At 45.4% G+C, this 19,929-nt stretch carries 21 protein-coding genes and 1 rRNA gene (1 of these 22 only partly in view); 18 read left to right on the top strand and 4 right to left on the bottom strand.

Annotated elements, in window-relative coordinates:
- Positions 1-670, bottom strand: a 16S ribosomal RNA gene (locus tag B9Y59_RS04450) (it extends 845 nt beyond the left edge of the window).
- A 476-nt stretch (positions 671-1,146) separates the two neighbouring features.
- Here B9Y59_RS04450 and metA point away from each other — a divergent pair.
- Positions 1,147-2,094 (top strand): homoserine O-acetyltransferase MetA, encoded by a 948-nt coding sequence (metA, locus tag B9Y59_RS04445; protein WP_085532027.1) that lies wholly within the window; start codon positions 1,147-1,149, stop codon positions 2,092-2,094.
- A 219-nt stretch (positions 2,095-2,313) separates the two neighbouring features.
- Here the strand turns inward: metA and B9Y59_RS04440 are convergent, their stop codons facing one another.
- The gene (locus tag B9Y59_RS04440) at positions 2,314-3,099 is read right to left on the bottom strand and encodes a MerR family transcriptional regulator (RefSeq protein ID WP_085532025.1); all 786 of its coding nucleotides are present in this window, start codon (positions 3,097-3,099) and stop codon (positions 2,314-2,316) included.
- 118 nt (positions 3,100-3,217) lie between these two features.
- On the opposite strand from B9Y59_RS04440, the gene B9Y59_RS04435 reads away from it, so the two are divergent.
- The 3 genes from B9Y59_RS04435 to B9Y59_RS04425 are packed head-to-tail and all read left to right on the top strand — an operon-like array spanning position 3,218 to position 5,399.
- The gene (locus tag B9Y59_RS04435; RefSeq protein ID WP_158088948.1) at positions 3,218-4,069 is read left to right on the top strand and encodes an ATP-binding cassette domain-containing protein; all 852 of its coding nucleotides are present in this window, start codon (positions 3,218-3,220) and stop codon (positions 4,067-4,069) included.
- Entirely contained in the window at positions 4,066-4,719 is a 654-nt protein-coding gene (locus B9Y59_RS04430; protein ID WP_085532021.1) for a hypothetical protein, read from the top strand. The genes B9Y59_RS04435 and B9Y59_RS04430 overlap by 4 nt, the downstream gene beginning before the upstream one ends.
- A gap of 14 nt (positions 4,720-4,733) precedes the next feature.
- A complete protein-coding gene (locus B9Y59_RS04425; RefSeq protein WP_085532019.1) occupies positions 4,734-5,399 on the top strand; it encodes a DUF4097 family beta strand repeat-containing protein in 666 nt (221 codons plus the stop codon).
- 335 nt (positions 5,400-5,734) lie between these two features.
- Here B9Y59_RS04425 and B9Y59_RS04420 read toward each other — a convergent pair whose 3' ends face one another.
- Positions 5,735-6,853: an aldo/keto reductase gene (locus B9Y59_RS04420; RefSeq protein WP_085532017.1), complete on the bottom strand. Its 1,119-nt coding sequence runs from the start codon at positions 6,851-6,853 to the stop codon at positions 5,735-5,737.
- A gap of 115 nt (positions 6,854-6,968) precedes the next feature.
- Positions 6,969-7,448 (bottom strand): flavodoxin, encoded by a 480-nt coding sequence (locus tag B9Y59_RS04415; protein WP_054323603.1) that lies wholly within the window; start codon positions 7,446-7,448, stop codon positions 6,969-6,971.
- A 261-nt stretch (positions 7,449-7,709) separates the two neighbouring features.
- Here B9Y59_RS04415 and B9Y59_RS04410 point away from each other — a divergent pair, with 261 nt between their 5' ends.
- The 14 genes from B9Y59_RS04410 to B9Y59_RS04335 all read left to right on the top strand — a co-directional run bounded on the left by B9Y59_RS04410 (position 7,710) and on the right by B9Y59_RS04335 (position 19,918).
- Complete coding sequence (locus B9Y59_RS04410; protein ID WP_085532015.1) at positions 7,710-7,979, top strand: hypothetical protein; 270 nt, start codon at positions 7,710-7,712, stop codon at positions 7,977-7,979.
- Positions 7,980-8,241: 262 nt separating this feature from the next.
- Complete coding sequence (locus B9Y59_RS04405) at positions 8,242-8,763, top strand: P-loop nucleotide/nucleoside kinase family protein (RefSeq protein WP_003505403.1); 522 nt, start codon at positions 8,242-8,244, stop codon at positions 8,761-8,763.
- A 361-nt stretch (positions 8,764-9,124) separates the two neighbouring features.
- A complete protein-coding gene (tet(32), locus tag B9Y59_RS04400; RefSeq protein ID WP_003505402.1) occupies positions 9,125-11,044 on the top strand; it encodes a tetracycline resistance ribosomal protection protein Tet(32) in 1,920 nt (639 codons plus the stop codon).
- A gap of 81 nt (positions 11,045-11,125) precedes the next feature.
- Positions 11,126-11,581 (top strand): XRE family transcriptional regulator, encoded by a 456-nt coding sequence (locus B9Y59_RS04395; protein ID WP_003505401.1) that lies wholly within the window; start codon positions 11,126-11,128, stop codon positions 11,579-11,581.
- A 213-nt stretch (positions 11,582-11,794) separates the two neighbouring features.
- Entirely contained in the window at positions 11,795-12,562 is a 768-nt protein-coding gene (locus B9Y59_RS04390) for a class I SAM-dependent methyltransferase (protein WP_003505400.1), read from the top strand.
- A gap of 204 nt (positions 12,563-12,766) precedes the next feature.
- Entirely contained in the window at positions 12,767-13,213 is a 447-nt protein-coding gene (locus tag B9Y59_RS04380; protein WP_003505338.1) for an RNA polymerase sigma factor, read from the top strand.
- Positions 13,203-13,406: a helix-turn-helix domain-containing protein gene (locus tag B9Y59_RS04375; RefSeq protein WP_003505336.1), complete on the top strand. Its 204-nt coding sequence runs from the start codon at positions 13,203-13,205 to the stop codon at positions 13,404-13,406. Before B9Y59_RS04380 ends, B9Y59_RS04375 begins: the two co-directional genes overlap by 11 nt.
- Before the next feature lie 624 nt (positions 13,407-14,030).
- The gene (locus tag B9Y59_RS04370) at positions 14,031-14,429 is read left to right on the top strand and encodes a plasmid mobilization protein (RefSeq protein ID WP_002569238.1); all 399 of its coding nucleotides are present in this window, start codon (positions 14,031-14,033) and stop codon (positions 14,427-14,429) included.
- A complete protein-coding gene (locus B9Y59_RS04365) occupies positions 14,401-16,023 on the top strand; it encodes a relaxase/mobilization nuclease domain-containing protein (RefSeq protein ID WP_002569237.1) in 1,623 nt (540 codons plus the stop codon). Before B9Y59_RS04370 ends, B9Y59_RS04365 begins: the two co-directional genes overlap by 29 nt.
- A gap of 185 nt (positions 16,024-16,208) precedes the next feature.
- On the top strand, positions 16,209-16,421 hold the full coding sequence (locus B9Y59_RS04355; RefSeq protein WP_002569236.1) for a hypothetical protein: 213 nt from the start codon (positions 16,209-16,211) through the stop codon (positions 16,419-16,421).
- Positions 16,411-17,160 (top strand): phage replisome organizer N-terminal domain-containing protein, encoded by a 750-nt coding sequence (locus B9Y59_RS04350; protein WP_002569235.1) that lies wholly within the window; start codon positions 16,411-16,413, stop codon positions 17,158-17,160. The genes B9Y59_RS04355 and B9Y59_RS04350 overlap by 11 nt, the downstream gene beginning before the upstream one ends.
- Positions 17,157-18,011: an ATP-binding protein gene (locus tag B9Y59_RS04345; protein WP_002569234.1), complete on the top strand. Its 855-nt coding sequence runs from the start codon at positions 17,157-17,159 to the stop codon at positions 18,009-18,011. The genes B9Y59_RS04350 and B9Y59_RS04345 overlap by 4 nt, the downstream gene beginning before the upstream one ends.
- Complete coding sequence (locus tag B9Y59_RS04340) at positions 18,008-18,196, top strand: transposon-encoded TnpW family protein (protein ID WP_002569233.1); 189 nt, start codon at positions 18,008-18,010, stop codon at positions 18,194-18,196. The genes B9Y59_RS04345 and B9Y59_RS04340 overlap by 4 nt, the downstream gene beginning before the upstream one ends.
- Positions 18,197-18,307: 111 nt before the next feature.
- A complete protein-coding gene (locus B9Y59_RS04335; protein WP_002569232.1) occupies positions 18,308-19,918 on the top strand; it encodes a recombinase family protein in 1,611 nt (536 codons plus the stop codon).
- Positions 19,919-19,929: the final 11 nt, after the last annotated feature.

Raw genomic sequence — 19,929 nt, 5'->3', positions numbered from 1 at the left:
TCACCGCTACACCGGGAATTCCGCCTGCCTCTACCTCACTCAAGACCCACAGTTTCAATAGCAGTTCCAGGGTTAAGCCCTGGGATTTCACTACTGACTTGCAGATCCGCCTACGCACCCTTTACACCCAGTAAATCCGGACAACGCTTGCTCCCTACGTATTACCGCGGCTGCTGGCACGTAGTTAGCCGGAGCTTCCTCCTCAGGTACCGTCATTATCTTCCCTGAGGACAGAAGTTTACAATCCGAAGACCTTCTTCCTTCACGCGGCGTTGCTGCATCAGGGTTTCCCCCATTGTGCAATATCCCCCACTGCTGCCTCCCGTAGGAGTCTGGGCCGTGTCTCAGTCCCAATGTGGCCGTTCAACCTCTCAGTCCGGCTACCGATCGTCGCCTTGGTGGGCCTTTATCTCACCAACTAGCTAATCGGACGCGAGTCCATCTTTCAGCGGATTGCTCCTTTGGTCGCTGTACCATGCGATACTACGATCTCATGCGGTATTAGCATTCTTTTCAGAATGTTATTCCCCTCTGAAAGGCAGGTTACTCACGCGTTACTCACCCGTCCGCCACTAAGTTAAAAGAGCAAGCTCTCTTAACTCCGTTCGACTTGCATGTGTTAGGCACGCCGCCAGCGTTCGTCCTGAGCCAGGATCAAACTCTCTAAAAATTGTATTTAATCGCTCCGTAGAGCGTTTAAATCTTTCTAGAGTTTTGAAAAGCTCTATCCGATACACTAACGTGTATTCCAGTTTCTCGAGTCTGGATTCTCGTTTCGTCCGAAAGTTCCGTTCCCATCCTCTCGGATGTTCCCGTCCCTCTCAAAGTCATTACGGGTCCTTTTTCATTTCGTAACGTTGTTTAATTTTCAAGGTCCTTCGCCTCATCGATCAAGCTCAGAGGTGATGTTTAACATCATATCACACTCGCTTTGTGGTGTCAAGTGTTTTTTCTGTCTCTCTCGACGGCTTCACTATAATATCACACTCATTCTACAATGTCAACGCTTTTTTTACATTTATTTTATGTCTGTCCCTTTCTACCAATTATATTGCAGTTTCTCTGTCAATTTGGTATACTTAAGACTAGTATACACTGTTATGCATTGATTATACTACAAAATCTAAAAAGAATCGAGCGAATCGTATGCCTATTAAAATACAAGCTGAACTTCCTGCTATAAAGGTGTTAGAGGGGGAAAACATCTTCGTAATGACACATGAACGAGCCAGAATGCAGGATATTCGCCCATTAAAGATTGTCATACTTAATCTGATGCCGATTAAACCCGTAACGGAAACACAACTGCTGCGTGTTTTGAGTAACACACCATTGCAGGTGGACGTTGAATTGATGCAAATGGCATCGCATGTTTCCAAGAATACCTCTGCATCGCATCTCAATACTTTTTATAAGACATTCAAGGATTTGAAGAACGAAAAATTCGATGGCATGATTATTACTGGTGCACCAGTTGAAAATATGCCTTTTGAAGAAGTAGACTACTGGCCTGAGCTCTGTGAGATAATGGAATGGAGTCAAAAGAGCGTCTATTCTACCTTACATATTTGTTGGGGAGCGCAAGCGGGACTCTATTATCATTATGGAATTCCAAAATATCAGCTCCCCCAAAAGCTAAGCGGCGTTTATTTACACCGTGTTTTAGATCCCCACCATCCATTGGTACGGGGATTTGATGACAGTTTTTATGTACCACATTCACGAAATACCGATATTCGACGGGAAGACATTGAACAACACCATGAGCTTATAATCTTATCGACTTCTAGTACGGCGGGTGTTCATCTAGTCGCCAAAAAAGATGGCCGTCAGTTCTTTGTCACCGGCCACGGCGAATATGATCGGGACACTTTAGCTAATGAATATTTCCGTGATGAGCGTAAGGGATTAAAACCTCGCGTCCCAGAAAATTATTTTCCAAACGACGATCCAACTTTACAGCCACGTTTTACTTGGCGTAGTCATGCACATCTTCTATTTGCCAATTGGCTGAATTACTATGTCTATCAGTCCACTCCCTATGATCTTTCTTCTCTACCAAAGATCAGTCATAATGAAACTACTCCATTTTAATATGTCAACCTTTGATCTTAATGGATCGATTCAATCTCAAAACCGGAACCTTTATTAAAGAAAGGTTCCGGTTTTCTTCATGATTGTATCATAAAACAGAAAGTCTACCTTTGTCCGATTATAGAGCCCATACTCCCAATATGGTGGGCCGATCGGAATCTTTCAGCACGTCCACATATTTATACTATCCAGTAGCTACAGCTATTCACTGATTCGCACTCATTCATCTTCAATTAAAATCTGTATCTGATAATTCCACTGTAAGATTCCGGAAATAACAATTAACTGTATTGTAAATGTTGGTTCCAGGTGATATTGTTCTTTGGCAATTTGAATGAGTTTCGAAAGAACCTGTCCACGTGTCTGCTCTGTACAGTCCGCGCATAGATAGGTACCCGACGGCACTATTTTTAATCCATCCATATCTGTATAGCGAATGCATACCGCAAAGAGACGAGACAGGTTCTTCTCCGTGTAAATTCCTGCTAAATCCTCAAATGCAAAAAGATCTCTTTGAGATGGCTCAATTCGATCATAAAAATGGCTTAGATAATTCCACAAATTGTCAAGTGTCGGTGCTTCTAATGAGTTCGATAACAAAATCACACGCTTGGGAAAATATCTCGTGTAAAATTCGGTTCGATTTTGTTGCCCATACAGTTTCTTTTCATAATCCGATCTGGCCAATTGGATTTTGGACTTGCTATATTGCAACTCTGCAATTTTTTCATCAGCTGTTTTCTCCGCTTTTTTCAAAAAGTCTACAACCATTTGAAGATCATCGTATTCCAAAATACATTTAATCTCATGTAAAGAGAGGTCCATCTGCTGTAATGCTCGGATGGTATGCAAGCGGACAATATCTTCTTTTGTATAATATCGATATTTTGACGCTTCATCTCTTCTGCTTGCCTTAACAAGACCGATTCGATCATAGTGACGCAATGTCTCACTCGTCATATTGACCATTTTTGCCGCTTCGCTGATTGAAAAAAAATTCTCCACTTTTTAACTTCCTTCTTGACCTTTGTGTTACACAAAGGTTTATACTGTACTCGCACGAAGAGAAACGCATATCAAATCTACTTTCTTAATCGTAAACATGAAGCGGAGGAATATCATCATGATTGAACTTTCTGGTGTAACAAAACAATACGGACAGACGGCGGTACTAAAAGACGTCTCTCTGACCATTGACGAACCAGGGATTTATTGCCTACTTGGTCGAAACGGCGCTGGCAAGACCACCTTACTCAAGTCAATTGCAGGTTACCAAAATATCTCTTATGGTGAGATTCGCGTGAACAATCAACTGATTACGACCGCAACACTGGATACAGGCGTAAGTTATATCGAAAATTTTGCAAAGCATTTCCACCTCCCCGTGAAAAAATTGCTTCATATTGCGGGAGAGGTAAACCCCAATTACGACTTTGCATTTGCTACAGAGATGATGGAGCGCTTCGAGCTAGATGGCAAGAAAAAGTTTCACCATCTGTCCCTTGGTATGAAAACCATGGTTTCCACAATCATCTGCCTGGCAAGTAATAAAAATGTCATTCTTTTAGATGAACCCGTGCTGGGATTTGACGCAATCATGCGGGTAGAGTTCTATAATATGCTGTCCGAAAGCTTCCAAAAACATCCCCGCATCATCCTTGTGTCCACCCACATTATCGAAGAAATTACAAAAACGATTCAAAAATTAATCATCCTTGATAAAGGGCGTATCCGCTTTTTTGACACCCTACAAGCCGTCGAAAAACAAGCATACAGCATTAGCGGATTGAAAAGCGATGTCGAAGCCGCCACTAAAAACTTAAACGTGATCGGTCAAGATTCGGTTGGCGGGCTTGTAACCAGCTATATCTTTGACACACCCCCAAAACAAATAGCGTCCTTAGAGATTCATCCTTTAACTTTACAAGATTTCTTCATTCAGATGGTCGGTCATAGAGGAGGTATTCAGAAATGAACGCAACATTTGCAGTTGTAAAACGGGAACTTGCAAGCAATAAAATGAGCTTCATCCTTACAGCCCTTGTCGTGCTTTGCGCGACAACTTCAGGCGACTCTGCAATCGCCTTAAGCAATGGAAACTATACTTGGTTGTTGGCCGCTATGTCCCCTTTCTTTTTCGTCTTTTATGTCTACCCCAAACTCATGTATTTGGGGACAAGTAAAAAAGATTTCTATGTTGGAAGTCTGGTTTGTTATGGATTCCTTGCCCTTCTCGTCTCTCTAGCCAATACTACAATCCACCTTATATTCGACCCACTAAACCATACACAAACCGTGATGAATCTGATGGATCTATGTGGCTGGATGGAAAATGGCGCTTTTATAGCTTTCCTCCAGCAGGGAATATTTCTCTTTCTCACCATGACTTTTCTTCATGTACTTCTATCGATGCAATCCCACTGGTATGGCTGGTTGACGGACGGCATATTGGTAGCAATGATCTGTATTTTTACGCCAATTACACCTCTTCGCCAGCTCTTGGCTGGATTCTTTCAAATAATCATGCTGAATAGCAATGCTTTTCTACACATAGGAGTTTGTGCTCTGCTCAGTACAGGCCTATCGATCATCGGCCTGGTCGTTTTAAAAAGAAAAACACTTTAATACAAGAGGTTCCCATGAAAAAATTGTTTTCTTTTGCATGCATGTTGTTACTTGGATCAGCAATCTTAACTGGATGCTCTTCTACGGATGAAGATTTTTCTGCGGAAAGCTATGTGATAAACCATACACAGGTGCAAGAAATCGAACTGGAAGTCCAAGACCGAAAGATCGAAGTAATCCCTTCCGAGGATGACCAAATACGAATAGATTACTATGAGAGCCCTAAGGAAGCCTATAACATCTCTATTGCAGACTCTGGCACCTTGACCATGACATCTGTATCCAACAAAAATTGGACGGATTATATTGGAGGTAGCGCTCCCATAGACAAACGCACCATTACTTTGTATGTTCCCGATTCGCTTGTCTCCTCCTTAACCCTGGGTACTACCAATGAAAATATCTCCGTTGCCCCTTTAACTGTGACAAAGGATGTCACTCTTACTACAAACGGCGGGGATATCTTATTGGATGAATTGAGCGTCGGCCACACCACGGCTATACAGACAAAAAACGGGAATATCAACGGTACCATAATCGGAAGCTACGACGACTATACCATATCCTGCGAAATCAAAAAAGGCGAAAGCAATCTACCCTCTCAGAAAGATGGAGGGGATAAAGTTCTAAACGTCTCGAATAATAACGGGGATATTCATATCGAGTTTGTGAAGGAATAACCTCTTCTCGCTCTCGTTGATACTCTTATCAAAAAATGCAGTGGAATGATCATTAGCCCCTGATTGGCCCTTCGTCTCTTATCCTATCAGACATATCTTTTCGGTAATGTATCGTGTATTCTAAAACCCAAGGGATTAAAAAAGAAACGGTTACAAAAGGCTCTTTATTGATATTGTAAAACGGTACGCTCGATTACTGTGGTATGGACTGTAATCAGGCGTACCGTTTTGTTTTCCCCACAGCTTTGGTTAAAGGGAGATTGGGACGGAATCATATACTCTATTCAAACAAAATTCCATTCAAAAAGTAAATAAACCCCTGCTCAATGCCAATATCACCCCAACATTTCCGTCGCTTTTTTCAGCTCTGTGCGGATGGAAATATGCTGTGGACACACCTCTTCACATTTTCCACAATGGATACATGCATTCGCCTTGTTCTTCCCATGGCCCCCCACCAGCCATGCCTCCTGATGAGCTGCTGCTGCCTGATCTCGATAAAGGGTTAGATAATTCATTGCTGTAAAGGTTCCAGAAATTCCTATATTATTGGGGCAGACTTTTGCACAATAGTTGCAGGATGTACAGGGAATTAACGAAATATGGCTAAGCGCTTCCTGAGCTGCTCTGAGCGTTTTCTGTTCTGCCGCTGTAAGACCTGTAAAATTCTTCATATAAGATAGGTTGTCCTGCATTTGTTCTACATTGCTCATACCGGAAAGAACCGTAATCACTCCCTCCAGATCGGCTGCAAACCGGATTGCCCAAGAAGCAAAGGACTGATCTGGCTCTGCGCCCTTGAGAATTCTCTGAACAGGTACGGGCGGATTCGCCAACATACCTCCCTTAACCGGCTCCATGATAATCACTGGCTTATCATGTTTTCTTGCCACTTCATAGCATCGACGGGATTGCACAGCTGGATATTCCCAGTCTGCATAGTTAATTTGCAGTTGAACAAACTCCATTTCCGGATGCTTTGTCAGCAATTCATCCAACTCTTCCGGTGTGGAGTGGAAAGAAAAACCGGCATGTTTGATGAGACCTTCCTTCTTCTTTTCTTGTACAAAGCTCCACATGTCAAAATCATCAAAAAAGTGCGTCCGCCCCTCTCCCAGGTTATGAAGCAGATAAAAATCAAAATATCCTGCCCCTGTCTGCTTAAGAGAAACATCAAACTGAGCGATTGCCTCTTCCCGCGTTTTGCAGTTGATCCAAGCGGCATTTTTAGTTGCGAGCTGGAAGGATTCCCGCGGATAACGCTCGACTAGCGCCTGACGAATCGCATCTTCACTGCCCGCATAGGCCCAAGCCGTATCGAAGTATGTAAAACCTGCCTCCAGAAATAGGTCAACCATTGTTTTTGTTTGCTCTATGTCGATACGTCCAGCTTTCTGAGGTAAACGCATCAAACCAAATCCCAATTTTTTGATTTCTTCCCCAAGATAAGACATAGGAATTCCTCCTTAGATGATTCCAATCCATTCGTCCATACAAATACAGTGAATCCCTCTTTGTCTATACAACTTCCATATTCTTTCTATGTTGATTTGATTTCATCCTGTCTTGCTACATTTTTAAGCCTTTGACCCAAGCCGAAATTTCTTCCGTATTTGCTCTACTGCTGAATCGTTTTCCCGGCAACCAGCGGGCCATTGGACAAGTTTGTTTCAGGATATGGTCCGTCTCTCCCATTCCGCTGCCACCTGAAGTGGCAAATGGGACCACAGTTTTCTCTGAAAAATCATAGCTTTCCAGAAAAGTATGTATGATGCGCGGCGCTTCATACCACCAGATAGGGAATCCAATAAAAATGACATCGTACGAGGTCATATCCTCCACGCGATTTTTAATGACCGGCCGAGCGGTTTTATCGTTCATTTCCACACTGCTGCGGCTTGCTTGATTATTCCAATTCAGATCGGCAGATGAATAGGGTACTCCTGGCTGAATTTCATATAGATCCCCTTTTACAGTATCGGCTAAGGTCTTTGCCAAACGGGCTGTCTCACCACTAGCTGAAAAAAACGCGACTAATACATTGCTCATTTTGATTCCCCCATTCCATGTTTATTTGTCATAGTTGTTTAAAGACTTCTTCTGCATGCAGTATAGCGTATTTAAAATATATTTTCAACATTTTTTAGAATTCAAAATAGGCGATATTTCATTGTTGGCTGAAGCCGCAAGAACCGCCCGCACCCATACGAATTCCTTTTGAATTGACAAGCGTATATGATAGAGGTTATTCTTATTCTATTATTATACATATGGAATCTTACTAAATAGAGAGACTTTAGGAGGTATCAAATGACTGTTCTATTGAAAGATGGAAGAACTGCTGAATTGCGCCAAGCAATTCCCTCCGATGCAAAGGATATCATCGAATATCTCAATTGCATTGGCGGAGAAAGTGAGTTTCTGACCTTTGGTAAAGATGGATTTCCAATATCCATCGTTGAAGAGGAAAAATATATTGAACACTTTCAGGCCCCTAACCAGAGTTTATGGATTGTTCGAGTCGATGGAGAATTAGCTGCTATGGGCGACCTTACCGCGCAAAATGCTCATGTACGGTAAGGAAGCAAGCAACCGAAAACAAGAGATAGACCGCCAGCACTACACTATTCCGAACCAAAGACCAAAAGATAAGCATTGTGGGAAAATCTAAACTTTTGGATTTTCCTACAATGCCGACTACGGCGGAATCCCTCCCACTCCTTATATCTTTCTTTCCGTATACATTGAATTTGTATTTAGTAAATGCTATAATGTCCCTATTCAAATTATAAATGTGTTGAATTAGTTACATGTACATATTTTTTGTGCCGGAGGAAGTGAAATGAAACAAAAAATTTATCTCATTACAGGCTTAATGGCTTCTGGAAAATCTACAGTTTCCGATTTACTGGCAAAATCAATAGAAAAATGCGTCCATCTTCGTGGTGATGTGTTCCGAAAAATGATTATTTCAGGCAGAGAAAATATGTCAGCTACCCCATCAGCGGAAGCAGTCCGCCAGCTGTACCTTCGATACAAATTGACTGCTGATGCGGCAAGGTCATACTTTGACAACGGCTTTTCTGTAGTGATCCAAGATAACTACTACGGTGATGAATTAAACCGAATGATAAATTATCTGCATAAATACCCTGTTGAGGTTGTCGTTCTTTGTCCAGATGTGGAAACAATAAAAGAAAGGGAACGATACAGGGAGAAAACAGGCTATTCCGGCTTTACGGTTGAAACCTTATACGATACATTTATGCAGACAACACCACGGATCGGCTTTTGGCTGGACAATTCCAATCAAACACCACAGCAGACAGCAGAAACCATTCTGAACACCAGGAAGCCGGTATGATTGTTACATATAAGGGGAAGAAAAATTTCTTTTAAGTACTTTCTTTCCTAAAACTGATGTGATATAATAGCTTCATTCCAGAAAAGGAGTAAAAAATATGCGGCAAGGTATTCTTAAATAAAACTATAATCAAATAGTGGGAACAAAGAATTATGATAGCTCCTTTTGTGGGGGCTTGGTTTTTTGTACCCAATTTAAGAATACTTTTGCCTTATCAATTTTGACATATTCAAAAAACAGCAATCACAAATAGGTGTATGCTGTATATGTGTATGTCCGCAAATTAGAATCCCCAGTGGTAAAAGTATTTTACTGCTGGGGATTTTTATGCCCTTTGGGGCTGTAAAGGGAGGACAATCACATGAAAATAATCAATATCGGCATTCTGGCCCATGTAGACGCAGGAAAAACTACATTGACAGAAAGTCTGCTATACACCAGTGGAGCGATTGCGGAACAGGGAAACGTGGATAAAGGGACCACAAGAACAGACACTATGATTTTGGAACGGCAACGGGGAATTACCATTCAGACAGCGGTTACTTCTTTTTATTGGAATGATTATAAAATCAATATCGTGGACACTCCCGGTCATATGGATTTTTTAACCGAAGCATACCGCTCTTTATCTGTCCTTGACGGAGCTGTTTTAGTCATTTCAGCAAAAGACGGCGTACAGGCACAAACCCGTATATTATTCCATGCGCTTCAGAAAATGGACATTCCGACAATTATCTTTATAAATAAGATAGACCAAAATGGGATCGACCTGCAGTGTGTTTACCAAAGCATTAAAGATAAACTTACCAGTGATATGATTGTCATGCAGGAGGTTTCCCTGTCGCCAAAGATAACCATGACCGATATTTCTGATTTAGACAAATGGGATATGATTATTTCCGGAAGCGATGAACTATTAGAACGATATGTTGCAGAGGATTCTTTGGATATACAGGAATTACAATATGAAAAGTGCAAAAGAACCAGATGCTGCTCTTTGTTTCCTGTTTATCATGGGAGTGCAAAAGACAATTTAGGAACAGAAAAACTGATTGAAGCGATTATAGAAACTTTCATTACAGAAACGGACGATATTCAGTCTGAATTATGTGGATATGTTTTTAAGGTTGAGTATACAGAGCGGAAAAAACGGCTTTCTTATTTACGCCTGTATCATGGGACGCTCCATTTACGGGATACCCTGCTGCTGTCAAAAAAGGAAAAAATAAAGATTACAGAAATGTGTATTCCGTCAAATGGTGAAATCGTCCCGGCTGACCATGCCTGTCCGGGAGAAATTGTTATTTTAGCTGATGATACTTTGAAACTGAACGATATCCTGGGAAATGAAAAACTCCTGCCTCACAAAACACGGATTGATAATCCCATGCCATTACTTCGGACAACGGTAGAGCCGCAAAAGCCGGAGCAAAGGGAAGCCCTGTTAAATGCCCTCGCAGAGATTGCTGATACAGACCCTCTTTTGCATTTTGACATTGATACTGTTACCCATGAGATTATGTTATCTTTTTTGGGAAAAGTACAGTTAGAAGTTATTTGTTCGCTATTAGAAGAAAAATATCATGTGGGCGTGGCTATGAAAGAGCCTTCGGTTATTTATCTGGAAAGACCGCAAAAAAAAGCGAGCTGCACGATTCATATTGAAGTGCCGCCGAATCCGTTTTGGGCATCTATTGGTTTGACTGTAACACCGCTTCCTGTTGGAAGCGGAACACAATATAAAAGCGAGGTATCTCTCGGCTATTTAAACCAAAGTTTTCAAAATGCCGTCATGGAGGGTGTGCGTTATGGAATGGAGCAGGGCTTATATGGCTGGGGAGTGACAGACTGCCAAATTTGTTTTGATTATGGAGTTTATTACAGCCCGGTCAGCACCCCCGCTGATTTTCGTTTTCTTGCGCCTGTCGTGTTGGAGCAGGCATTGAAAAAAGCAGGGACACAACTGTTGGAACCATACCTTTCCTTTACCCTTTTTGCACCGCAGGAATATCTTTCACGGGCTTATAATGATGCACCAAAGTATTGCGCAATCATTGAATCAACCAGACTTGAAAAAGATGAAGTTATTTTTAAGGGTGAAATCCCTGCCCGTTGTATCGGTGAATATAGGAATGATCTGAATTTTTATACAAATGGAAGAAGTGTCTGCATTACAGAATTAAAAGGGTATCAGGAAACTTCCGGCGAGCCTGTATTTCAGCCACGCCGCCCGAACAGCCGTTTAGACAAGATCCGGCATATGTTTCAGAAGATAATGTAACGTCTTGCGCAATGCAAGCGTTCATTGCTGGCTATTGCGAAATATCATTGATAAAATCAGCATCAGAGAGGAGGAACCATTTTGAACCAGAAACAGACGGATATTACAACAGGAAAGCAAATACGTCATCTGCGAACACAATCGGGAATGACACAGGAAGAACTGGCTGGGGAATTGAATGTTACCCGGCAGGCGCTATCGAATTGGGAGAGAGATGTTAATGAACCCGATTTAAATACGTTGAAAAAAATTTGTTTTCTTTTTGGAGTCCACATGGACGATTTTGCGAAGGAGGTAATAACAAAAATGGAAACATGTGAAAAAAAAGAGAAACGACAATTTAATAAGTATGATATGGCAATTGGACTTTTTTATGGTGTCGGGATATTTCTTGGCATTGGTATTTTCTTTGTTGGCGGTTTTATGACAATGTCGGGTGCAGGGTGGGGAGCATCACTATTTGGCGGTGGCTGTTTTTCTCTTGTATTTGGCTTGATATGCCATGCAGTTATTACATTGAGAAGAAATGACAAATGATGACATATCCTGCTTTCTAGACTTTTCGGTCATATCGCGTAAAAAAGCCGCTGCTTTTGGCTTTCCAATAGCGGCGGCAAAGGGAAATATCCTTTGAATACCTTACAGAAGAAAAGTTTTGCAGCATTATAAAAATAAAAGCCTATACCATTTTGGAAAGAAAAGATACATAATAGTCAAGACGGCAACAATCAGAAGTTATGGAGGGTAACAATGGAATATAGTAAGGAAGATTTAATGGAAGCAAAAAGGCAAATTTTGGGAGTGGGAGAGAACATGGGAACAGAGGAAAGTAAAAAAATCTGGGAGAAAAACGCACAATTTTGGGATAATGCAATGGGTGACAAATCTAATGAATTTCACAGAGAGGTAGTGCGTCCCAAAGTAACGGAACTTCTATCTCCTAATCCTGCGGATTACATTTTGGATATTGCGTGTGGCAATGGAAATTATTCTTCGTATCTTGCACAAAGAGGCGCTTCGATTGTCGCTTTTGATTACAGCAAAAAAATGATAGAATTGGCTAAAAGACGGCAATCACAATATGCAAAACAAATTGAATTTTGTGTAGCGGATGCGACCAATAGAGAAAGTATATTAGAATTAAAAAGAAATCGAGCCTTTACGAAAGCAGTTTCTAATATGGCAATTATGGATATTACGGATATTGAACCACTTCTTATGGCTGTTTATGAACTGTTGGAGGAAAGCGGAATTTTTGTCTTTGCAACGCAACACCCTTGTTTTATCACGTTGACTGAAAAATATATGACACCGCACAGTTACTATGGTATAGCGATTGAAGGGCAACCGGAGGAGCAGATTTATTATCATCGTTCCATACAAGATATTTTTAACCTTTGTTTTAGAGCTGGATTTGTCATTGATGGATTTTATGAAGAATGTTTCAAAAACAACAAAGAAATTCCTATGGTAATGATAGTAAGGCTTAAAAAGGTAAAACGTGATAGCTTAAAATAAATTCAAGTTTGCCGGATAAATAGCAAACCTGGCCGAGCCAGTCAACGGTCAAGATGAACGGGCTTCGCCCGCCGTTGACAGCCCCGCCCGGTTTTGCAGTTAGGCAGTCAAGGAGCGACAGCCTAAAGTGCTGCCGCCCCTTACTATCATAAAAAGCAACTACTAACCAGCCACAGCCCTTTTGGGAGGAAAGGGGGATTTTCCATGACCTGTACAGAAGAATATCGGGAACATATCGAGTACACTTTCCATGCCTTTTGCAAAGTCGTTATCCGAAATGCAACGATCAACGCAGCGAGGACACGGAGCAGGAAGCACAAAAGAGAAATATCCCTTGAATACCTCACAGACGAAAAGCACTACCCTTTAGGCACGACAGATGAATATTTCCAAGCCCCGGAGCCGGACGAGGAATACATACTTACCCTTTGCGGCGATACGGTCATTTTCAGCAGCGGCTTACTTGCGGAAGCCCTGTCACGGCTGGACGAACGGGAGCGGGAAATGATTTACCTGTCCTTTTTCAAGCGTATTCCACAGCACGAAATTGGCAGACAGTACGGGCGCAGCCGCAGCACAGCGGGCTACCATATCCGAAAAGTCCTACGGCAGCTCCAAGCGGAAATGGAGGGAATGGCATATGAGAAATAATAGGCTTCTCCCCTATGAAACAATCGTCCAAGCCACCAGCGGGGAGCCGGAAGCGGTGGGAACTGTATTGCAGTATTACCGCCGCCGCATACAATGTGCCGCCCGTGTGAATGGACGGGTAGACCAAGATACAGAGGACTACATCACCCAGACGCTTCTCACAGCTATTTTCAAGTTCCGCTTTGGGAGATAGCCCTACCGCCTACAACTGAATAACCGCCGCTTCGCCGGCAACCAGAAAGCAGTAAATCTATTCAACAGATTTGCTGCTTTTTTTCGTTCCTGTTTGGCATTTTTGAAAATCCCCAGTATGAAAAAACAAAAGGGAAAATTGCCGCCGCAGTTGGCAAAATCCCTTACTTATCCGTGGAGGGTATCAAAGAAAAAAATACTGCCATTGTCCGCCTTTTTCGGCTTGCGTGGTGTTGTAGGGAATAAGGGGAAATTCTAAAAATCTCCGTCCATTTTGCTTTGCGTGGTGTTGTAGGTAGTGAAAGGAAAATTTTCAAGATATGCCGGAATAGCGGGTAGCAAAGCCCTTTTGAAACGTCTTGTTAGCGGAAAGTACGGAAGCCGGGGAACGCCGGAGTTTTTCAGAGCAAGATTCTACCGCAGTACCAAAATTCGCTTATCGCTCATTTTGCCCCTGCGGGAATCTTGTTGGGGAGTGCCTTCCCCAAACCCTGCTTATGCGGCTTACGCCGCTGGAAAATCCCTCAAAATAATTTTTCGGATTTTTCAAAAACAGTTCCGCTTTACACCCTGTTTTTCTCCTATTAGTGAGAGGACACCACGCACAGCCGAAGGAGGTTTTACCATGCGAAAACGATATAACACGCCGCACCGCAGCCGGGTAGTCAAGACACGCATGACCGAGGAAGAATACGCCGAGTTTGCGGAAAGGCTTTCTGCTTACAACATGAGCCAAGCCGAGTTTATCCGGCAAGCCATAACCGGGGCAGCCATACGCCCCATCATAACCGTTTCCCCCGTCAATGACGAGTTGCTTGCCGCTGTCGGGAAGCTGACCGCCGAATACGGCAGGATCGGCGGCAACTTAAACCAGATAGCCCGGACGCTGAACGAGTGGCACAGCCCCTACCCGCAGCTTGCCGGGGAGGTACGGGCGGCGGTTTCCGACCTTGCTGCCCTAAAGTTTGAAGTCTTGCAGAAAGTGGGTGACGCTGTTGGCAACATTCAAACATATCAGCTCTAAAAATGCGGACTATGGCGCAGCGGAAGCCTATCTCACATTTGAGCATGACGAGTTTACCATGAAGCCCACCCTTGATGAAAACGGGCGGCTGATACCGAGGGAGGATTACCGCATTTCTTCCCTCAACTGTGGGGGCGAGGATTTCGCTGTTGCCTGTATGCGGGCTAATCTCCGCTATGAGAAAAACCAAAAACGGGAAGATGTGAAAAGCCACCACTATATCATCAGCTTTGACCCACGGGACGGGACAGACAACGGCTTGACCGTAGACCGGGCGCAGGAGCTGGGCGAGCAGTTCTGTAAAGAGCATTTCCCCGGACACCAAGCCTTAGTCTGCACCCACCCGGACGGGCATAACCACAGCGGCAATATCCATGTGCATATCGTCATCAACTCCCTGCGGATTTATGAAGTCCCGCTTCTGCCCTACATGGACAGACCAGCCGACACACGGGAGGGCTGCAAGCACCGCTGCACCAACGCCGCTATGGAATATTTCAAGAGTGAAGTCATGGAGATGTGCCACCGGGAGGGGCTTTACCAAATCGACCTCCTAAGCGGCAGCAAGGAACGGATAACCGAACGGGAATACTGGGCGGCAAAGAAAGGACAGCTTGCCCTTGATAAAGAGAACGCTGTCAGAGAAGCCGCAGGACAGCCGACCAAGCCCACCAAGTTTGAAACGGACAAGGCGAAGCTGCGCCGGACGATACGGCAGGCACTTTCCCAAGCTGGCAGCTTTGACGAATTTTCTTCCCTTTTGCTGCGGGAGGGTGTGACCGTCAAGGAGAGCCGGGGGCGGCTTTCCTACCTCACGCCGGACAGGACAAAGCCTATCACAGCCCGGAAGCTGGGGGACGATTTTGACAAGGCTGCTGTCCTTGTCCTGCTTACGCAGAACGCCCACAGAGCCGCCGAACAGAGCAAAGCCATACTCGAATACCCTGCCGCGGTTAAAAAGCTGTCACAAGGGGAAAAAACCACAAAAACCACCCCGGCAGACAACACCTTGCAGCGCATGGTTGACCGGGAAGCCAAGCGAGCCGAGGGCAAGGGCGTGGGCTATGACCGCTGGGCGGCAAAGCACAACCTAAAGCAAATGGCAGCTACCGTTACCGCCTATCAGCAGTACGGCTTTTCTTCCCCGGAGGAACTGGACGAAGCCTGTTCTGCCGCCTATACCGCCATGCGGGAAAGCCTTACAGAGCTGAAGCAGATGGAAAAGACGCTGAACGGGAAAAAGGAGCTGCAACGGCAGGTGCTTGCCTATTCCAAGACCCGCCCTGTCCGGGACGGGCTGAAACAGCAGAAAAACGCCAAAGCAAAAGCAGCCTACCGTCAGAAGTACGAAAGCGACTTTATCATAGCAGACGCAGCCGCCCGCTATTTCAGGGAAAACGGCATTTCCAAGCTGCCGAGCTATAAAGCCCTGCAAGCAGAGATTGAAACCCTTATCCAAGAGAAAAACAGCGGCTACAACGATTACCGGGCAAAACGGGAGGAATACCGCCGCTTACAGACTGTCAAGGGCAATATCGACCAGATTTTACACCGGGAGCGCAAGCCTGTGAAAAGGCAGGAACAGGAACGATAAAAACCGCCCCAAAATGTACCCGAACCTATACAGAACAAGGGGGCTGCCCCGTACCCTATCCGCAAATACCAAAGGATTTTTTAACGGGCTTATAGGGCAGAAAAAACCCGAAAATGATACCGAGATGATACAGAATTACCGCCGATACCGCCACACCAGCGGAAACGGCAGAAAGGAGCGCACCCATGCCAAGAATGAGCAAGAAACGGCGGCTGGAATGGTCTTTTTTCCTGCGGCAAGTGAAAGTCGGGAATTCCACCTGCGATCGTATCACATACAATGACCTCTGCCGGGGCTGTACCCATAGCTGCAAGCAGAGCTTCCGGGCGGTTATCATACTCTGCCCCCACTACTACTCCAAACGCCGGAAAAAGGAGGACAGGGACAATGGCAGATAACCGCAAGTATTACTACCTCAAGCTGAAAGAGAACTTTTTTGACAGCGACTCCATTGTGCTGCTGGAAGATATGAAAGACGGGATTTTATACTCCAATATCCTCTTGAAGCTGTACTTAAAATCGCTGAAAAACGGCGGGAAATTGCAGCTTGACGAGCATATCCCCTACACAGCGCAGATGATAGCGACACTGACCCGCCACCAGATAGGGACGGTTGAGAGGGCTTTAGAGATTTTCCGGCAGTTGGGGCTTGTGGAGCAGCTTGACAGCGGGGCTTTCTATATGACCGACATTGAGCTGATGATAGGACAGTCCTCTACCGAAGCCGAGCGGAAACGGGCTGCAAGACTGGAAAACAAGGCACTTTTACCGCCCCGGACAAAAGGCGGACATTTGTCCGACATTCGTCCACCAGAGATAGAGATAGAGTTAGAGAAAGAGATAGAGATAGAAAAAGAGAGAGAGGGAGAAACGGGACACCCCGCCCCCGCCGCTTATGGCAGATACAACAATGTGATACTGACCGATACAGAGCTTTCCGGGCTAAAAACAGAGTTGCCCGACAAGTGGGAGTATTATATTGACCGGCTTTCCTGCCATATCGCTTCCACCGGGAAACAGTACCACAGCCATGCAGCCACCATTTACAAGTGGGCGCAGGAGGACGCTGCCAAAGGCAAGGCTGCCCCGAAACAGGGCATACCCGATTATTCATGCAAGGAGGGCGAGAGCTTATGAAAAACGGAATTGAAGCTATGATTACGGACATTACAGCCACTACCGCCGAAGCGGAGGACTACACAGGCGAGGACGGGCTTTTATACTGCGGTAAGTGCCATACGCCCAAAGAAGCCTATTTTGCAGAGGGAAAGACTTGTTTCGGGCGTGACCGCCACCCGGCAGAGTGCGACTGCCAGCGGGCAGCCCGTGAAAAGCAGCAAGCCGCCGAAAGCCGACAGAAGCACCTTGAAAAAGTGGAGGACTTGAAACGCCGGGGCTTTACCGACCCTGCTATGCGGAACTGGACATTTGAGCATGACAACGGCAGAAACCCGCAGACCGAAACCGCCCGCTTTTATGTGGAGAGCTGGGAAACCATGCAGGCTGAAAATATCGGCTACCTGTTTTGGGGCGGCGTGGGGACGGGAAAAAGCTACCTTGCCGCCTGTATCGCCAACGCCCTTATGGAAAAAGAGGTTGCCGTCTGCATGACAAACTTTGCAACGATACTGGGTGACCTTGCCGCCAGCTTTGAGGGCAGGAACGAATATATTTCCCGCCTTTGCAGCTACCCTCTGCTGATACTTGATGATTTCGGTATGGAGCGAGGAACAGAATACGGGCTGGAACAGGTTTACAGCGTGATTGACAGCCGTTACCGAAGCGGCAAGCCGCTGATCGCCACGACCAACCTCACGCTGGAGGAATTGCAGCACCCGCAGGACACGCCCCACGCCCGTATCTATGACAGGCTGACTTCCATGTGCGCCCCCGTCCGCTTCACGGGCAGCAACTTCCGAAAGGAAACCGCACAGGAAAAGCTGGAACGCTTAAAGCAACTGATGAAGCAGCGAAAGGAGAGCCTATGACAGAAACGAAACAGACAAGCACCACCAAAACAGACCGCCGCCCGGACTGTGTGACGGAAATCCGCATGGGCAACTCCGTCCTTACCGTTTCCGGCTTCTTCAAGCAGGGCGCAACCGACACCGCAGCCGACAAGATGATGAAAGTGCTGGAAGCGGAAGCTGCTACACAAAAAACGGCGATTTGACCGACCATAAAGAAGCAGATTTGACGCTTTTGCCGCTATACAGACAGCCGCCCCATGTGGTACAATCAAGGTACGGAATAGTGGGGCTGGCTGTCGGAAACGGAGGATTTTATGTTAAGACAGACCAACCAACAACCAATTACCGCCCTTTACCCAAGACTATCCCATGAGGACGAGCTGCAAGGCGAAAGCAATTCCATTTCCAATCAGAAGCGTATCCTTGAAACCTATGCAAAGCAGAACGGCTTTTCCAATCTGCGCTGGTACACGGACGACGGTTATTCTGGTGCGAACTTTCAAAGACCCGGTTTTCAAGCCATGCTTGCGGACATTGAAGCCGGAAAAGTCGGGACAGTTATCGTAAAGGATATGTCGAGGTTAGGGCGAAACTACCTGCAAGTGGGAATGTACACGGAAATGATTTTCCCACAGAAAGGTGTCCGCTTCATCGCTATCAATGACGGAGTGGACAGCGCACAGGGCGACAATGACTTTGCCCCGCTGCGGAATATCTTTAACGAATGGCTGGTGAGAGATACGAGCAAGAAAATCAAAGCAGTAAAACGCTCAAAAGGCATGAATGGCAAGCCCATCACAAGCAAGCCTGTGTATGGCTACCTCATGGACGAGGATGAAAATTTCATTATTGACGAGGAAGCTGCACCCGTAGTCAAGCAGATATACAACCTCTGTCTTGCCGGGAATGGTCCGACCAAGATAGCCCGTATGCTCACAGAGCAGCAAATCCCCACGCCGGGAACGCTTGAATACCGCAGGACGGGCAGCACCCGCCGCTACCACCCCGGCTATGAGTGCAAGTGGGCGACCAATACCGTAGTGCATATCCTTGAAAACCGGGAATACACAGGCTGTCTGGTAAATTTCAAGACAGAAAAACTTTCTTACAAAGTCAAGCACAGTGTAGAAAATCCCCCGGAAAAGCAAGTGATTTTCGAGAACCACCACGAGCCTATCATAGACACCCAAACATGGGAACGGGTGCAGGAGCTTCGCAAACAGCGCAAACGCCCAAACCGCTATGATGAAGTGGGTTTGTTCTCCGGCATACTGTTCTGTGCGGACTGCGGCAGCGTGATGTATCAGCAGCGATACCAGACGGACAAGCGCAAGCAGGACTGTTATATCTGCGGCAACTACAAGAAACGCACCCATGACTGTACGGCGCACTTTATCCGCACCGACCTCTTGACCGCTGGTGTACTCTCCAATCTGCGGAAAGTGACCAGCTATGCGGCAAAGCATGAAGCCCGGTTTATGAAACTCTTGATTGAGCAGAACGAGGACGGGGGCAAACGCAGGAACGCCGCCAAGAAAAAGGAACTGGAAGCCTCCGAGAAACGCATAGCCGAGTTATCCGCTATCTTCAAGCGGCTGTATGAGGACAGCGTGACCGGGCGCATATCAGACGAGCGTTTCACAGAGCTGTCGGCAGACTATGAAGCAGAGCAACGGGAGCTGAAAGAAAGAGCCGCTGCTATTCAAGCGGAGCTTTCCAAAGCACAGGAAGCCACCGTGAACGCAGAAAAGTTTATGAATGTTGTCCGGCGGCATACCAGCTTTGAAGAACTTACCCCTACTCTGCTGCGGGAGTTTGTAGAGAAAATCGTTGTGCATGAGTGCAGCTATGACGAGAACAAGACCCGCAGACAGGACATTGAGATTTATTATTCTTTTGTTGGCAAGGTGGACTTGCCCGAATAACCGCCCGACCT

Origin of the sequence: Anaeromassilibacillus sp. Marseille-P3371 (assembly GCF_900169665.1) — a bacterium.
In the GTDB taxonomy this organism is placed as follows: domain Bacteria; phylum Bacillota; class Clostridia; order Oscillospirales; family Acutalibacteraceae; genus Anaeromassilibacillus.
Note: the sequence above shows the minus strand (reverse complement) of the source record. Positions and strands in the feature narration are given on the sequence as shown.